This window comes from Micromonospora sp. NPDC005305, assembly GCF_040607315.1.
Classification (GTDB): Bacteria; Actinomycetota; Actinomycetes; order Mycobacteriales; family Micromonosporaceae; genus Micromonospora.
Genome location: NZ_JBEXGL010000022.1, coordinates 13,220 through 28,794, shown reverse-complemented (window position 1 = coordinate 28,794; position 15,575 = coordinate 13,220). Strand labels below are relative to the sequence as shown.

Below are 15,575 nucleotides of genomic sequence, written 5' to 3'. Positions count from 1 at the left end.
CCGTCCGCACCCGGTGCCGGCGGACGGGGGCGGGGGCTACCGCCGGGTAGCTTGGCGGCGTACCGTCGCGGTCGTGGAACCCGACGTGCTGGGACCGCCGTACGAGCGGCAGACCATCGACCTGGGCACCGACGACGAGGGACCGGTCGTCGCGACCCTGGTCCGCCGGCGGGCGGACCGCCCGACCGGCCGCGCCGTGCTCTACGTGCACGGCTTCGTCGACTACTTCTTCCAGACCCACGTCGCCGACTTCTTCGCCGAGCGCGGCTGGGACTTCTACGCGCTCGACCTGCGCAAGTACGGCCGCAGCCTGCAACCGCACCAGACGCCGAACTTCTGCCACGACCTGAGCGACTACTTCCCCGAGCTGGACGCCGCCGCAAAGATCATCCGCGAGGACGACGGCCACGACACCCTGCTCGCCATGGGCCACTCCACCGGCGGCCTGATCATCTCGCTCTGGGCGCACGCCCGCCGCGAGGCCGGCCTGGTCGACGGCATCGTGCTGAACAGCCCCTTCTTCGACATCAACGCGCCCTGGCTGGTCCGTCGGCCCCTCGCGGCCGCCGTCTCCCGGCTGGGCCGCCGGGCGCCGCAGCGCATCCTCCCGTTCGGGCTGGGCACCGTGTACGGCGAGAGCCTGCACGCCGACCACCGCGGCGAGTGGCGCTACGACCTGGCCTGGAAGCCGCTCGCCGGGTTCCCGGTGCGGGCCGGCTGGATCAACGCGATCCGCGCCGGGCAGCGCCAGCTCCGGGCCGGCCTGGACATCCCCGTGCCCGTGCTGCTGGCCTGCTCGACCCGCAGCTACCGGGGCACGAAGTGGCACGACTCGGCCACCCTCGCCGACGCGGTGCTCGACGTGGAGCACATGGTGCGCTGGGCACCCCGACTCGGCCGGCACGTCACCCTGGCCCGCTTCGACGGCGGGCTGCACGACCTGACCCTCTCCGGCTCTGCCGTACGCGAGAAGGTCTTCACTGAGGTCGGGCGGTGGGCGGAGGGCTTCCTCGGCGCAGGCCCCACCGAGCCGGCGGCGCCGGCGCCGCGGCGGCCGGCCGACGAGGCGGCCGGCGCGACCGCCGAAGGCTGAGCCGGGCCGTTCAGCGGTGACCGGAGTGCTGAGCCGGGCCGTTCAGCGGTGACCGGAGGGTTGAGCCCGGCCGGTCAGCGGTAACCGGCGGTCGCCGCCGCCAGGGCCGACCGGATCCGGTCGAACGTCGCGACCGGGTGGCCACCCTCATCCGCCGGCAGCAGGAGGCCCAGGCAGCGCAGCGAGAGCTCCCCGTCGAGCGCCTCGACGCCGAACACCGGCGCGCCCACGTACCCGGACGGCAGCTCCGTGGTGACCCGCACCCGGTCGCCGGCCCGCGCCACCCGCTCGATCACCGCCTCCAACGGCCGCGAGCCGTCGTCGCCGACGCCGAGCGCCAGCACGAACGCCGACCCGGGCTCCACGCCGACCCGGGCGACCACGTCGGCCGGCGCGGCGACTGCGTCGGTCACCTGCTGGGTACGCCAGCGCCAGCCCCCGTCCTCGGCATGTCCGTGCAGCCCGCCAGTGGGCATGGCGGCCAGGCCGAGCTCCGCCAGGTGCAGCCACCGGTCGGCGAAATCAGGCAGCGCGATGGGCTCCGCCGCCGCCTCCGCCGGCTCGGTGACGCTCGGCCGCAGCCCCATCTCCCCGTACGGTGTCCGGGTGGTCGCGGCGGCCGTGAGCAGCCACTCGTGCACCACCTCACCGTCGTCGGTCGCGCCGACCAGCTCGCTGTAGAAGAAGGCGGCGCCGAAGGTCGTACCCGGCGCACCGGGCCCGTCCGACCCGCTCACGGGGAGGATGGCGCGGCCGAGGAGCTGGCACAGCTCGTACGCGATCTCGTTCTCGGTTTCCTGGTCGAGCAGCACGACGCCGAGGGTACGGACCGGCCCGGCGTCGGTGGACCGTGACCCGGATATCCGGGATGCCCGCGGCGGCCATGACGTGGGACGCTGAGCAGGACGTGGCCGCGACCACCCGTTCCCCCGGCGAGCCCGGGGTCGGCGGTACCCTCTTGGCGCGACATCGTCGGCGCGCGCCCGTAGCTCAGCGGATAGAGCAGGGGACTTCTAATCCCAAGGCCGCAGGTTCGAATCCTGCCGGGCGCACCACCGTCACCCCAGGTCAAGGGCCTGCCGCTCCCAGCCCAGTCAGTCGCCACCGGTCCCGTACAGCCATGTCAGCCGAAGAGGCGCTTCGCGGCCTCGTCCACGGCGGCCCGCTCGAGGTCCGGTAGGACATGGGCGTAGGTGTTCATGGTCAGCCCGATCTGGACGGGAAGACCAGCCCGTGATCCTGCCACCGCTCCCCCGCCGCCAGTCGGTCCGCGGCTTGCTGCCGGCGATGAGCCCGGAACAGCGCAAGGGTCCGCGCCGGCACTGGCACCGTTCTACGGGACGGCTCCGTCTTGGGTGCCACGATCTGCAGCCGGCCCCCGGCCCGCTGAACGGTTTGCCGAACGGTCTGGGTGCCAGCGTCGAAGTCGATGTCCGACCAGGCGAGCCCGAGCAGTTCTCCGCGACAGAGCCCGACCGTCAGGGCGCAGACGTACAACGCTTCCAGGCGGTGACCCCGCAGCGCATCGAGCAGCCTCTTGGCCTCATCCACGCCCAGGGCGCGACGCTCGACCTGCTTCATTGCAGGGGGACGAACCGACTTGGCGGCGCTGCGATGCACCAGTTCCTCCCGCTCCGCGTCACCGGCCCGACCGGCTAGCGCAGGAACACCACACTGCGTAGATCGGCTACCTGGCCTCGGCTCTGCCAGTCGTTGCGGACCACGTACGGGATCTTGAGGACACGAGTAGCCCATGGCAGGCTCGTGCCGCATGAACGATGAATTCGCGAAAGCCAACCTGCACGGGAGACTGCGGCGGGACCGCGAGGCGCTGCTCTGGAAACTCGACGGCTTGTCCGAATACGACGCCCGCCGACCTTTGACAGCGACCGGGACCAACCTCCTCGGCCTGGTCAAACACGTGGCCACCGTCGAGGCCCGGTACTTCGGCGAGGTCTTCAACCGCCCTTCCCCGGAACCGCTGCCCCGGTGGCAGGACTCCAACGGCAACGATTTGTGGGCGACCGAGGACGAGACCCGCGATCAAATCATCGCGTTCTACCGGCGCACGTGGGAACACTCGGACGCGACGATCAACCAGCTTCCCCTCGACGCCCCCGGTCACGTGCCGTGGTGGCCGGAGCCTTATCCCAACACGAACCTGTTCGCCATCATGGTCCATGTCCTCGGCGAGTCCATCCGGCATGCCGGGCACGCCGATATCCTGCGCGAGGGCCTCGACGGCCGGACCGGGGTGCGCGCCGAAAACGAGCAGCAGATCGACGAGGAAGCCCGTGCAGCCCACTGCGCGAAGATCGAGCAGGCCGCCAGGTCGGCCGCACCAATCAAGGCTTAGGGCCTGCCGCGCGCGGCCGGCAGCAGTCCTCATCTAGTCCTCAAGAGGTCGGACGCTGGCTCGCTGCTCTGCCAGGCGCCCAGCCTGTCCTTGCCGGGGCGCGCCACGCTGGCAGAAACCTAGGGCGGCACCTGTTCGAAGACAGAGTCATGTACGCCAGTACCGAGCCATGCCCCATGTGCCTCATGGCCTGCTACTGGGCACGCATCCCCCGCCTCATCTTCGGAGCCAGCAGCCACGACGTAGCCACCTACGGCTTCGAAGACCTTCAGTTCTACCGCGAGGTCGCCCTGCCAGCCGACCGCCGGTCGCTGCGCGAAGAGGTTGCCGACGCAGCCCTCCGGGACCAGGCCGTCGACGTACTACGCAAGTGGGCCGACATGCTGCCCTCATCGGTCGAGCCCAAGTTCTGACCAGGCGCGCGCTGCCGAGGCGCGCTGCAGACCTCCGCTACCGCCACTGGCGCGGACCGCCGACGGCATCCGGATCTGCCGATGAGCGGATGGTGGCGCACGTGCTGTGGTGGGCTAGGAGGTGCGGGCTCGGTAAGTGCGCATTTTGGCTCGGCTTCCGCAGATGGCCATGGTGCACCAGCGACTACGGCCTGCGGGACTGCGGTCGTAGTACACCCACTGGCATGGATCGGCCGCGCACGCTTTCAGCCGCGACCATGTGCCGGCCGCAACGGCCGAGAAGACGGCGGCTGCGATTGTGGCGACTACCAGCGATGAACGTGTCAAGTTCGGCGCGGGCTGCAGAGACGCATCGCCTGACGTGTTCACGCGCAGAACCAGTGGGCCTTGTCGAAATGTTTCGTCCAGCGTCGACGGCAATGGCACCTCCACGCCAGCGTGCGCGCGGCACGCCGCCCGCAACGCGTTGCGCAGATCCCGACAAACGGCGACATCCTCAGCGGTAAGAGCAGAGAGATCGGACTTGCTGCCGCCGTGACTCACCCAGAACGACACCACTTCGTCCGTGTCACGGAGAAAGTCGCTTCCACCTTCGAGGTCGGCTGTGTTGACGAAGTCCTGGACCAAGGCAAGAGAACCGGGTGCCGGGTCCCGATCTCCGGGTTGTCTCATGCGGCAACGTTACCGCTATGCCACGATAACCGGTAACCGTTACCGAAGGAGGACCTCAGGTGGTAACAAACCCAGGGCTGCTCAAGCGTGACCGCGACTTCCGCTGGTTCTGGAGCGGTCACACCATCTCCGCCTTCGGAACGCAGATCACCGCGGTTGCGCTCCCTCTGGTGGCCGTGCTGACCCTCCACTCAGACGCCGCGGAGGTGGCCGCCATCTCGACCGCCGCTTTCCTGCCGAACGTGATCTTCCCGCTGGTCGTCGGCCACCGGCTGGAGCACCGGCGCCGCCGCAACGTCATGATCGGGTCAGACATCGCGCGCGCCTTGCTGCTCGCGGTCGTCCCGCTGGCGTATGTCGCCGGCGTCCTGTCGGTCCCGCTGCTCGCGGTGGTCGCCTTCCTGGCCGGCGCGGCCGGCGTCGTCTTCGACACGGGCAGTTTCGCCTACGTGCCCAACATGGTCGATGAGGTAGACCTGCCCGCTGCCAATCGCGCCGTACAAGGCTCCCGGACCGCCTCGGAAATCGCAGGACCGGGTATCGCCGGCGTACTGGTCAATCTTCTCGGCCCAGCGATCGCGGTCCTCGCCGACGCCGTCAGCTACGTCGCGAGCGCGATCGGCGTGGCCGCAGCCAAACGGCCCGAGCCCGCGCCGCCGGCCCCCGACCTGGAGGCCCGATTCTGGGACGGCCTGCGTCCGGTCGTTACCAATCCGTTTTTGCGCGCGCTCACCGTCCACGCGGCCACGTACAACATGGCCTGGCAGATCTTCAGCATCAACCTGGTCGTCTATATGGTCACCGACCGCGGCCTCAACGCCGGCCTCTTCGGGCTCGCGCTGAGCGCGAGCGGCGTCGGCGCCTTCATCGGAACCATGGCCGCGCTGCGCTTGGCCCGCGCGCTCGGCTACGGCAAAGCGTTCGCCAGCGCGCTGGCGTTCTCGACCGGCGTCCCCCTGCTCATCGCGCTGCTCCCGGGCCGCGGGGCCGGGCTCGCTGCCGGGCTGGCCGTTTGTCAGCTAGCAGCGGGTTTTGGCCTCGGCATAGCCAACGTGCTGTCGCTGACCCTGCGGCAGATCGTCGCCCCGAAAGGGTCCCTGACTCGCACGGGCGCCGGCTACCGCCTGATCATCTACGGCGTCATCCCGCTGGGCAGCGCACTCGGCGGCTTGATCGGCAGCACGCTGGGCAGCCAGGTCGCGGTGGCGGCCGGCTCGGCCGGTATGGCGCTGTCAACCATCCCCATGACGGCTCGCCCCATCCGTGGCCTGGCCGCCCCCGAGGACGCCCGGCAGCCCAGACCGTTTGCGGCAAGCGCGCCCGCGGCGTAGCCCAGAGCTGCCTAAGGTCAGATGCACTGATCTGCGATCAGCGCGCTGAGGTGTCGCAGATCAGTTGGCGGACGACTGTGGCGTATCAGTCGACGGAGGGCACTGCCGAGGGGACAAGCTCCCGAGGCCCGCGCAGTGCCGAATTGTTCTCTTATGGATCAAGGCGGCGCCGGCCCGGCCCCGGTCTGCTGGCGACCTGCGTCCGGCATCGGCCGGGCCGGCCGGCCACGCTGGCGGACTGCAAGAGCTGTTTGCCCTCCGGGCAGGGATCTACGACAGAGATGGGGGAAGTCCGTCCGGACGGTGCGGTAGTTGGTGGTTGCGCGGGTCGCCGCGTGGCAGCAGGCCCAGCAGGTCCTGGTCAGCCCTGATACTCGTCCTTCCAAATTGCGGCTGTGATCATGGCCAGACCGCTACGCCCCCGCCAGGCTGGCCGATCAGGCGGAGGCTTCCCGGTCCGGTCGCACCCCAGGACTCGTACCGCGGATGAGGCTTCACGTTCAGGTGCGCTCCAGTGCTGAACACCAGCCGCAGTGCTCCCGTCTTGAACACGACCGAAGAGAGGATCTTCGCGCCGAAAAGCGATAGGGCGGGTGCGACCTCTTGGTGCTCGGGAATTAGACGAACCGGAACCGCGCCCGGAGCGGTCAACGGACCATCGGTGAGCAGGGCCTCGGTCTCCATGTCCACCTGAGCGCCATCTAGGACCAGCGTCAGCTGATAGCTAACCCGGATCTGGACCACCTGCATGTCGCGATAAGGCAGCAGCCAGCGGTCTTCCGACTCGACCAGTCTCGTCCGTCCGTTCACGGTCGAGACACTGCCAGAACCTCGGCGAGGAGCAGCGGGCGGCATGCGTACGCAACCTGCTCGCGCCGCTGCGAACTTCACAGGAGTTGCTTGCCGACCGACAGCATCCGATGACAGCAACGGCGCTGGACGGAGCCACGCAGCATCGGATGGGTAGAGCGCTGCGACCAATCGTCGAGGGCGCTCCTGCACCGTGCCGGGCAGTCTGGCCGAGGCTACGGATCAGAGGACCGGCCGGGCCATCCGCGGGCCACAAGGCGGTGTCACCGGAGGCCAAACCAGCCACCAGAGAGCGAATCCAGCGGCCACTACCCCCGCTCCAAGCCGATCTTGTGTGACTCGGGTCTGACGCTCGGGAAGGAGCGCTGGCCGGAGCTCAGACCTCGGCCTGATCACTTCTGCCACCGCGTGGCCAGTACCTAATGAGACCGAGTGCCAATGACGCGAAGGCCAAGACCATCAGTATCCAGCCAGCCGCAGGTCCGAGGATGCCGGTCAGTCGACCGAGGTACCCCGCCGCCAGCAGCACGAGGCATAGCCCACCGCAGACGAAGTACATGCCGGCGTCGACTGGTCGGCTCCACCTCCTCCGCACAAGAGCCGACATGCGGCGCGTCAGCAGCAGATGAATACCGCGACCGGCAAAGACCAGGCCGGTGACGCCCAACAACACGTTCCACCAGTCTTGAGGGCCCATAGATCGTCCTCTACCCGGAGGGCTAGGTTGGCAACCACTCGCAGTCTTCCGCCGTGCCCCTTGCGTGCCCGATGACGCGGGAGCCGAGGGTCAGCGGCGGTCAGCTCCTACACGAGGCCGCCGGCACGGCGACGCAAGGCCAGGCAGCTCGGTGGCCCACGACTCTCGGCTGTATCCACACTTTCTCGGTCATTCCCAGGCAAGCGGCCAGTCGATCACCACGGCTCCCGCACCGCCACGTCACGGGCGCGGTTTCTGGGCGCGTCGCACAGTCCGGGCTGGTGGCCGTAGTGAGCGGCCGAGGAGGGTCTGGTCAGCTCGGGGCGAGGAGGCAGAACTCGTTGCCTTCCGGGTCGGCGAGGACCGTCCACGAGACGGCGCTCTGGCCCAGGTCGACGGTGGTGGCGCCGAGAGTCCGCAGTCTTGCCGCCTCGGCCCCCGGGTCGTCACCCGGGTACGGGCGGATGTCGAGATGGACGCGGTTCCACACGGTCTTCACGTCGGGTGTGCGGAGGAACTGCAGATATGGGCCGACGCCCTTGGCGGAGCGCAGTACCGCGCGGTGGTCGGTCACCTCATGCAGGGTCCAGTCCATGGCCTCGCCCCAGAAGCGGGCCATGGCTCGCGGATCCGCGCAGTCGACGACGACCGCGGCGATCGGTCCGGTGTCCCGATAGCGCGGTCGGGGCTCCAGCACGCAGAACTCGTTGCCTTCCGGGTCGGCCACGACCGTCCAGGGGACGTCGCCCTGGCCTACGTCGGCGGGTGTTGCGCCGAGATCCTTCAGGCGCGTGACCAGCTCCGCCTGATGGGCCGCCGAGGTGGTGGCGAGGTCCACGTGCACGCGGTTCTTCACCGTCTTGGGTTCCGGGGAGACGACGAGGTCGATGCAGACGGCGACGGGGTCGGGGTAGACGAAGCCCTCGGGTTCGAGGTTGGTCACACCGGGGCCCTCGCTGGAGACTCCCCAGCCGAGGACCTCCGCCCAGAAAGCGCCCAGCGCCGAGTCGTCCCGAGCCTTCATGTTGATCTGCACGAGCCGCGTTGTCATGCCGGCGATGCTAGGGCCTGCGTCGAGTCGGCGGTGAGCCGAACCGGAGTGACCGTTCGGCGCATCGACGGTAATCGACTTCGGCGCGGGCCCTGGTCCCACCACATGCTGACGAAGCCGTCCCAGGACATGCTTGACGTTGCGCCCAGGACGCGCCCATCTGACCGGCAGCGAAGCCGCTACGTCCACGGCGGGGTGTATCGGCTCACGTAGGCGCGAGCACGTGGGAGCGGGTCCCGCCAATACTGGTCCGGCATGCGGGAGTGGTGGGTTTCGCAGAAGCCAGCAAGGCCGTCCACTATCGTGACGCGCTCCAGCGGGCGACCTTCGAAGGCCGTGTTCGCCGCCAGCAGGTGCGGCTCCGGGTTCCAGCCCGAGTGGTCGAACGCCCAGCCGTTCCAGACCGCGTAGACGTGGAAGACCTGCCAGCCTCCCGCCTCACGCACCCCGGCTATCTCGATCGCCCGGTCGGGGTAGGAGTCCCGGCAGACCCAGGCCAGGATGTGGCACGCTCCCGCGGCGAAGAATGCCTGGTCCGTCCGTTCCCAGGCGATCCGCTGATCTGATCGCTCGATCGCCGTCCGACGAAAGACCCCCGCTGCTTCGGCCGTCACGATCCGGGACGTTATCAGCGCTCCGACGGACCGGGCGGCACAGCGAACCTCTGCGCCAGGGGTCGAGCCTTCTTCCCGGGCAGGGTCCTCTCCGGGGAGGTCACAAAACCGGGTGGCGTCAGGAGACATGGTGGTCAGCCTTCTGGCGACTGCCGCCCAGCTGCCTCGCTCCACCGGCGGGCCTCCGCCGACAGCTTCGTCATCGTCTCTTCCTTCGCGGCGCCGTACCGGGCCCGACTGTCGGGATGCAGCTCGGCTGCACGCTGCTTCACCACCTCGTACCGGCGGGCGGCGGCGGGGTTGGCCCCGAGGTAGGCGCGGAAGACCCGGTTCCCTTCCGGCACCAGCGACGTGGCGCCGAAGACGTGCAGGTGGTGGCTCCGCTTCCCGGCGGTGTCCTTGGCGAAGAACAGGTGTTCGCCGTCCTCGGGGAAGGCCATGGGGCGATAGACGTACCCGAGCTGCTCGAGTGGCCGAAGATCGGCGACGACACCGTCGACCTCGGGCACCACCGCCGAGATGTCGATGATGGGCTTGGCCGCCAAGCCGGGGATGCTGGTGGATCCGATGTGCTCGATGCTCAGCGCCTCGGGCAGGGCCTCCGACAACAGCCGCTGTTCGGCCTCGAACAGCTCCGGCCAGGCCGGGTCGTAGGGCACCACCTCGACCACACGTGCGTCGTCGTTCACGTCGTCACCGTAGCGGCGCATCCGCCCCACCCACCTACGCGTGGGGCGCGCACATGCTCCGGGCGTCGCGTTCCCAGTCGCTTCCCACGAGGGCGACGGGGTAGCCCACCTCCCTGACTCGCTTGTCCTCGGTCTCGACCGAGAACCGTAGCGACAGCGGCTCCTGCTGGAAGGCGGTCGAACAGTCGAAGCTCAGCTCGACCAGGAGCTGACGGGTGCCGCCAGGGGGCAACCGCGGCCCTTCTCCCGTGCTGCGCACCACGACGCCCGGCCTCTCGCCGTGAGCCCCACGCACGGTGACGGGTGCCGGGCCGGCGTTGATCAACGTCAGCTGCCCGGACAGTGCGACCGATCCCTGGGCGGACGAGCCGCCCAGGTTGGCCGACACGGGGAGGGCGACGAGAGCGACCACACCGTTCCGCTCCCGCTCGTCACGCGAGTCGCGCAGCTCGCCGACAGCGAAGCCGCCGAGCACAACGCCGACCACGAAGGCGGCGGCGAGCCGCAAGGTCCGCTTCCGCCCGGCCCGGAGACGGTCGGGGGTGGTGCTCCCCGGGTCCGCCGGCTGGTGGCCCTGCTCGTCCAGGTCGATCACCGCATGCTCCGCGACATGAGCGTCAGCCTAGGTTTCCCCGCGCCCGCGTGTGGTCCGCAGCCTCCCGTCACTCCGGTGCCGGAGGTGCGGGTGCGGTCGGTCGCGCCGACCCGGCTGGAAGGCCGTCTTCTCGGTCTCCCTGACGAAGTCCGGTTCACCCGGAGGGCCCGCGGCCGGACGGAGGCGGTCGGCGGCGGGAGCCGGGCGGACGTAGTCTCCGCTCATGGTGACCGAGACGGATCTGCGCCTGGGCGACGGCCGCATGTTGCACGTCTACGACACCGGCGGTTCGGACCGGCTCCCCGTCTTCTGGCACCACGGCACGCCGAACATCGGCGCCCCGCCCGCGCCGCTGTTCGCAGCGGCCGACCGGCTCGGTCTCCGCTGGGTGTCCCACGACCGCCCGGGCTACGGCGGGTCGACGCCGCTGCCGGGCCGCGACATCGCCTCCGCGGCGGCCGACGTCGCCGCGGTGGCCGACGCGCTGGGCCTCGACCGGTTCGCGGTGCTGGGCCACTCCGGCGGCGGCCCGCACGCCCTGGCCTGCGGCGCGCTCCTGCCCGACCGGGTGGTCGCCGTGGTGGTGGGCGCCGGCCTGGCGCCGCACGGCGCGGCCGGGCTGGACTGGTTCGCCGGCATGGTGCCCGCCGGGGTGGCGTCGCTGCGGGCGGCCGCCGCGGGACGGGCGGCCAAGGAGGCGCACGAGGCTTCGGGCGCCGCGTACGACCCGGAGTTCACCCCGGCGGACCTGGCCGCGCTGCACGGCGAGTGGTCCTGGTTCGACAGTGTGGTGGGCCCGGCGATGCGGGCCGGCCCGGGCGGGCTGATCGACGACGACCTCGCGTACGTGCACCCGTGGGGCTTCGACCCCGCCGACGTGACGCCGCCGGTGCTGCTGGTGCACGGGGAGCGGGACGGGGTCGCGCCGGTGGCCCACGCCGAGTGGCTGGCCGGCCGCTGTCCCACCGCCGAGCTGCGCCGCTACCCCGAGGACGGGCACATCTCGGTGCTGCGCCACGCCGGGCCGGCGCTGGAGTGGCTGCGCCGGCGCGCCGACGAGGCGTCCGCCCGGTAGCGGTCAGGTCGCCCTGCGTCCCGGCGGCGCCGGGCTGGGCGGACTGCCGGACGAAGCCCTCCCGGCCGGCCCGCTCGTGCTGCGGCCGGCGGGCTAAATCGGGTGACCGGCCGGGACGCGGCGTACACCATCGACGCATGCCGCAGCATCGAGGCGCCGAGCCGGACATCCGGCGCTACTACACCGAGGTCTTCGCCGAGGCGGACCGGTTGGACCGGACGCCGCAGGGGCAGTTGGAGGCGTATCGCACGCGCGACCTGCTCACCCGGCTGCTACCGGCGCCGCCGGCCGACGTGCTGGACGTCGGCGGTGGCCCGGGCGCGTACGCGGGCTGGCTCGCCGCGGCCGGGCACCGGGTGCACCTGGTCGACCTGGTGCCCGCGCACGTCGCGGCGGCCCGGGCCGCGTACCCGGGGATCGACGCGACGGTGGGTGACGCCCGGAAGCTGCCGCTGCCCGACGACGCGGCCGACGCGACCCTGCTGCTCGGCCCGCTCTACCACCTGCCCGACCGGGCGGACCGGGTGGCGGCGCTGCGCGAGGCGGCCCGGCTGACCCGGCCCGGTGGTCCGGTCGTCGCGGCCGTGATCAGCCGCAACGCGGCCCTGATGGACCTGACCGCCCAGGGGCGGGTGGACGAACGCAACCGTCACCTGCTGCGCGAGGAGTACGCCACCGGGGTGAACGACCCGCGGACCGGCTTCACGACGGCCTACTTCCACCGCCCCGAGCAGCTGGTGGACGAGTTCGTCGCGGCCGGCCTGCCCGCCCCCGCCGTGTACGGGGTGGAGGGTCCCCTGTGGCCGCTGCTGAACGCGCTCGATACCGGCCCGGCCGAGCAGCTCTTCGCCGACGCCGTGGTCTGCGCCGAGACGTTCGAGCGGGATCCCGCCGTGCTCGGGGCCAGCGCGCACCTGCTCGCGGTGGCCCGCACCGGAGCGGGCGGGAGCCGGCCCGCCGGCGGCTGAAATCTGCACAGCGACGCGCCGCGCACCGAGGGTGACCAGCCCCGCGTACACGTGTTATTCTCCGGCGTCGATCTACCGTGCGGACCCGACCGGGTCGCTGCCGGAAGGACACCTCCCCCGATGCCGGTCGTAGCCGCCACGACCCTGCCGCCGTCCCCGCTGGACCGGCCGGCGGGCGGCGCGTTCACCCTGATCTTCACGACCCTGCCGGCGCTTCTCCGGCTCACCTGCGGGCTGGTCGCCGCGGTGGTCGCGCTGACCGTGCGCACCCCGCCGGTCCGGGTGTCCCTGCTGGTCCCGGCGATCGTCGCGCTCACCGCCTGGTCCGTCTGGTACGCCGTCCGCGCGCTCCGGTACGGGTTCACCGGCCCCCTGGTGGCCGGCGACGTGGCGCTGACCACCGCGGCCGGGCTGGCGATTCCCTGGCTGGTCGCGCCGGAGGTGCTGCCCGGCGAGGGGAGCTGGATGGCGGTGCTGGCCAGCACGACGGTGATCAACGCGCAGGCCACCGCCCCGGCCCGCTGGTCGGTTCCGGCCGGTCTGCTGGTCACCGCCGGCTACGCGACCGGCGCCTCCCTCGCCGGCAACCCGGTCGAGGCGCGTGCGCACGCCGGGACGCTGCTGGTCCAGACCGGCTGCACGGCGGTGATGACCGCGGTGATGCGCCGCCGGATCGGGCGCGCCGACGCGGCCTTCGCGGACTACCAGCGGCTGTCGCGGGAGGCCGTGGTGGGGCAGGCCGCCCGGGAGGCCGAGCGGCGGCAGAACCGGGACCTGCACGACACCGTCCTCGCCACGTTGACCATGGTCGGGCTCGGCGCGGTGCCCGGCCCGTCCGGAGCGCTGCGCGAGCGGTGCGCGGCCGACCTGCGTACCCTCACGGCCCTGGCCGACGCGCGCGCGACGCCGGCCGGCGCGGTGGCCCTCGACGAGCGCCTGCGGACGGTCCTGGCGCGGCTGCCCGAGCTGACCGTGGACGCGACGCTCGCGTCGTGCCGGGTGCCCGCGACGGTCGCCGCGGCGCTCGCCGACAGCGCCGGCGCCGCGCTGGCCAACGTGGTCCGGCACGCGCCGGGCGCCGCCGCCACGGTGCGCCTGACCGGGGACGCGGCGGCCGTCGTGGTCGAGGTGGCCGACGACGGCCCCGGCTTCGACCCGGCCACCGTCCCGGCCCACCGGTACGGGCTGCGCGAGTCGATCCACGGCCGGATGGTCTCGGTGGGCGGCCGCGCGGTCGTGACCTCCGCCCCTGGCGCCGGCACCCGCATCCGGCTGGAGTGGTCCGGTGTCCACTGAGTGGGGAGTGGTCGGGACCGGCACGGCGGGTCCGACGATCGTGCGGCAGCGGACGCCGGAGCATGCCGGCCCGGGGGCGGCAGCGACCGCGGCGTACGCGGTGGGCGACGCCTCGGACCGGGGCGCCCGGATCGCGGCGGTGGTCATCGCGCTGGCCTGGCACCTGGCGATCGGGTTGCCGGCGCTGCTCACCTCGTGGTCCCGGCTGGCCGCCCCGCCGGCGGTCGCCGCGGGCTGGCTGGTGACCGCGGCGGTCGGCGTCGCGGCCGGCGTACGCCTGCTGCGCGGCGGGCTGCCGCCCGCCCGGCTGCTGGCGGTGGCGCTGCTGCTCGTCGACGGGGTGGTCTTCGCGGCGGCGGGTAAGCGGCAGCTCTTCACCGCGGGCAACTGGGTGTGGGGCGGGCTGGCGTGGTTCTTCCTGCTGGTGCTGTGGCGGCGGCCGGTGGGCTGGCTGCTCGCGCTGCTCGGCGCGCACGCGGCGATCGCCCTGGCCGCGGTGGTCCTGCACGACGCGACCGCCCCGGCCGACCTCAGCCGCTACGCGATGTACGTCTACGGCACCTCGTCGCTGCCGGTGGCGGTCTTCGCCGGGGCGGCGGCCATCGCGGCGCTGGCCCGGGACCGGGCCTCGACCGCCGCGGCGGCCCTGGCCGTGGAGGCGGAGCGGGACGCGGCGGAACAGGCCCAGCGGGACCGGCAGGCGCGCCTGGCGCTGGCCAGCGGCACCGCCGAGGAGGTGCTGGCCGCCCTCGCGGCCGGCGACGCCGACCCGGCCGACCCGGCGGTACGCCGCCGCGCCGGGCTGGCGGCGGCCCGGCTGCGCCGGCTGATCGCCGAGTCGGACGACGTGCCGGATCCGCTGCTGCACGAACTGCGCGCCGCCGCGGACCTGGCGGAACGGAACGGCCTGCCGATCGAGCTGGTCGCCGTCGGGGCGCCGCCGGAGCTGCCGGTCGAGGTCCGCCGCCGGCTGGCCGACCCGGCGACGGCGGCCCTCGCCGGCGCCCGGGGCTGGGCCCGGCTGACCGTGGTGGCCGGCCCGGACGAGGTGGTGGTCAGCCTCGTCACCCCGGACCACGACGGGCCGGACGCGACCGGCCCGCCGGGCGGGGACGGGGACGGGCCGGTGGAACACCTGCACGAGCGGGACGGGGAGATCAGATGGACGCAGACCCGGTGGCGGAGGACGTGACCGGCGGGCCGCCGGTGGGCGTGGCGATCGTGGACGACCATCCGGTCGTGATCGACGGGGTACGGGCCTGGCTGGCCGGCGAGCCGCGGCTGCGCGTGCTGGCCACCGGGGACGACCCGGACGTGGTGCTGCGGGCCGCCCCGGAGGCCGAGGTGGTCCTGCTCGACCTGCGGCTGCACGGGCGGATGGTGCTCGACAAGCTCGCCGAGCTGAGCGCCACGGGCCGCCGGGTGGTGGTCTACTCCGAGCACACCGACCCGGAGACGATGCTGGCCGCGCTGGACGCCGGCGCGGTGGCCTTTCTGGCCAAGCACGAGGGCCGGGAGCACTGCGTGGCCACGGTCCTCGCCGCGGCGAGCGACCGCCCGTACGTGCCGCCGGCGCTGGCCGGGGCGATCGTGGGCGATCCGCGCCCGGACCGGCCGGCCCTGTCGGACAAGGAGCGCGAGGCCCTGCTGCTGTGGTTCCAGTCGATGTCGAAGGCGTCGGTGGCGCGTCGGATGCGGATCAGCGAGCACACCGTGAAGCAGTACGTGGACCGGGCGCGGATCAAGTACACCCGGGCGGGGCGGCCGGCAGCAACCAAGGCGGCGCTGCTCGCCCGGGCGATTGAGGACGGCCTCGTCCGGCCGGAAGATATCGGCATCTACCGGTCACAGGCGTCCGCCGACCGGCCGACCCCCTAACGGGTGTCATGACAGCCGCCCCGCGCTGGGCCAGGCT

Annotated in this window: 17 protein-coding genes and 1 tRNA gene; 10 read left to right on the top strand and 8 right to left on the bottom strand. The window is 72.2% G+C overall.

The window, feature by feature from the left end; genetic code table 11:
• Positions 1 to 73: 73 nt before the first annotated feature.
• Positions 74 to 1,093 carry an alpha/beta hydrolase gene (locus ABZS80_RS27260; protein ID WP_355060209.1) on the top strand — a complete coding sequence of 340 codons (1,020 nt, stop codon included), beginning with the start codon at positions 74 to 76 and terminating at the stop codon, positions 1,091 to 1,093.
• Positions 1,094 to 1,167: 74 nt separating this feature from the next.
• On the opposite strand, the gene ABZS80_RS27255 is transcribed toward ABZS80_RS27260, so the two are convergent.
• The gene (locus tag ABZS80_RS27255) at positions 1,168 to 1,905 is read right to left on the bottom strand and encodes a hypothetical protein (protein WP_355060207.1); all 738 of its coding nucleotides are present in this window, start codon (positions 1,903 to 1,905) and stop codon (positions 1,168 to 1,170) included.
• Positions 1,906 to 2,072: 167 nt separating this feature from the next.
• Between ABZS80_RS27255 and ABZS80_RS27250 the strand changes: the two genes are divergently transcribed.
• Positions 2,073 to 2,148: transfer RNA gene (locus ABZS80_RS27250), tRNA-Arg, on the top strand.
• Positions 2,149 to 2,296: 148 nt separating this feature from the next.
• Here ABZS80_RS27250 and ABZS80_RS27245 read toward each other — a convergent pair.
• Positions 2,297 to 2,713: a site-specific integrase gene (locus ABZS80_RS27245; RefSeq protein ID WP_355060205.1), complete on the bottom strand. Its 417-nt coding sequence runs from the start codon at positions 2,711 to 2,713 to the stop codon at positions 2,297 to 2,299.
• 151 nt (positions 2,714 to 2,864) lie between these two features.
• Between ABZS80_RS27245 and ABZS80_RS27240 the strand changes: the two genes are divergently transcribed.
• Together ABZS80_RS27240 and ABZS80_RS27235 are read left to right on the top strand one after the other, a co-directional pair.
• A complete protein-coding gene (locus ABZS80_RS27240) occupies positions 2,865 to 3,449 on the top strand; it encodes a DinB family protein (protein ID WP_355060203.1) in 585 nt (194 codons plus the stop codon).
• Positions 3,398 to 3,862 (top strand): nucleoside deaminase, encoded by a 465-nt coding sequence (locus tag ABZS80_RS27235; protein ID WP_355060310.1) that lies wholly within the window; start codon positions 3,398 to 3,400, stop codon positions 3,860 to 3,862. The genes ABZS80_RS27240 and ABZS80_RS27235 overlap by 52 nt, the downstream gene beginning before the upstream one ends.
• Before the next feature lie 114 nt (positions 3,863 to 3,976).
• Here the strand turns inward: ABZS80_RS27235 and ABZS80_RS27230 are convergent, their stop codons facing one another.
• Positions 3,977 to 4,534, bottom strand: coding sequence for a CGNR zinc finger domain-containing protein (locus ABZS80_RS27230; RefSeq protein ID WP_355060201.1), 558 nt, complete (start codon positions 4,532 to 4,534; stop codon positions 3,977 to 3,979).
• 59 nt (positions 4,535 to 4,593) lie between these two features.
• Between ABZS80_RS27230 and ABZS80_RS27225 the strand changes: the two genes are divergently transcribed.
• Entirely contained in the window at positions 4,594 to 5,865 is a 1,272-nt protein-coding gene (locus ABZS80_RS27225) for an MFS transporter (protein WP_355060199.1), read from the top strand.
• A gap of 399 nt (positions 5,866 to 6,264) precedes the next feature.
• On the opposite strand, the gene ABZS80_RS27220 is transcribed toward ABZS80_RS27225, so the two are convergent.
• The 5 genes from ABZS80_RS27220 to ABZS80_RS27200 form a co-directional block, all read right to left on the bottom strand.
• A complete protein-coding gene (locus ABZS80_RS27220; protein ID WP_355060198.1) occupies positions 6,265 to 6,675 on the bottom strand; it encodes a DUF6188 family protein in 411 nt (136 codons plus the stop codon).
• Positions 6,676 to 7,685: 1,010 nt separating this feature from the next.
• Complete coding sequence (locus ABZS80_RS27215) at positions 7,686 to 8,423, bottom strand: VOC family protein (protein WP_355060196.1); 738 nt, start codon at positions 8,421 to 8,423, stop codon at positions 7,686 to 7,688.
• A gap of 179 nt (positions 8,424 to 8,602) precedes the next feature.
• On the bottom strand, positions 8,603 to 9,037 hold the full coding sequence (locus ABZS80_RS27210) for a hypothetical protein (RefSeq protein ID WP_355060194.1): 435 nt from the start codon (positions 9,035 to 9,037) through the stop codon (positions 8,603 to 8,605).
• Between the two features lie 134 nt (positions 9,038 to 9,171).
• A complete protein-coding gene (locus tag ABZS80_RS27205; protein WP_355060192.1) occupies positions 9,172 to 9,726 on the bottom strand; it encodes a GrpB family protein in 555 nt (184 codons plus the stop codon).
• A 34-nt stretch (positions 9,727 to 9,760) separates the two neighbouring features.
• The gene (locus ABZS80_RS27200) at positions 9,761 to 10,321 is read right to left on the bottom strand and encodes a hypothetical protein (RefSeq protein WP_355060190.1); all 561 of its coding nucleotides are present in this window, start codon (positions 10,319 to 10,321) and stop codon (positions 9,761 to 9,763) included.
• Positions 10,322 to 10,544: 223 nt separating this feature from the next.
• Between ABZS80_RS27200 and ABZS80_RS27195 the strand changes: the two genes are divergently transcribed.
• The 5 genes from ABZS80_RS27195 (at position 10,545) to ABZS80_RS27175 (ending at position 15,538) form a co-directional block, all read left to right on the top strand.
• Complete coding sequence (locus ABZS80_RS27195) at positions 10,545 to 11,396, top strand: alpha/beta hydrolase (protein WP_355060188.1); 852 nt, start codon at positions 10,545 to 10,547, stop codon at positions 11,394 to 11,396.
• A 137-nt stretch (positions 11,397 to 11,533) separates the two neighbouring features.
• A complete protein-coding gene (locus ABZS80_RS27190; protein ID WP_355060186.1) occupies positions 11,534 to 12,364 on the top strand; it encodes a class I SAM-dependent methyltransferase in 831 nt (276 codons plus the stop codon).
• Between the two features lie 120 nt (positions 12,365 to 12,484).
• Positions 12,485 to 13,660, top strand: a complete 1,176-nt coding sequence (locus ABZS80_RS27185; protein WP_355060184.1) for an ATP-binding protein — start codon at positions 12,485 to 12,487, stop codon at positions 13,658 to 13,660.
• A complete protein-coding gene (locus tag ABZS80_RS27180; RefSeq protein ID WP_355060182.1) occupies positions 13,650 to 14,852 on the top strand; it encodes a hypothetical protein in 1,203 nt (400 codons plus the stop codon). Before ABZS80_RS27185 ends, ABZS80_RS27180 begins: the two co-directional genes overlap by 11 nt.
• On the top strand, positions 14,822 to 15,538 hold the full coding sequence (locus ABZS80_RS27175) for a response regulator transcription factor (RefSeq protein ID WP_151461098.1): 717 nt from the start codon (positions 14,822 to 14,824) through the stop codon (positions 15,536 to 15,538). The genes ABZS80_RS27180 and ABZS80_RS27175 overlap by 31 nt, the downstream gene beginning before the upstream one ends.
• Positions 15,539 to 15,575: the final 37 nt, after the last annotated feature.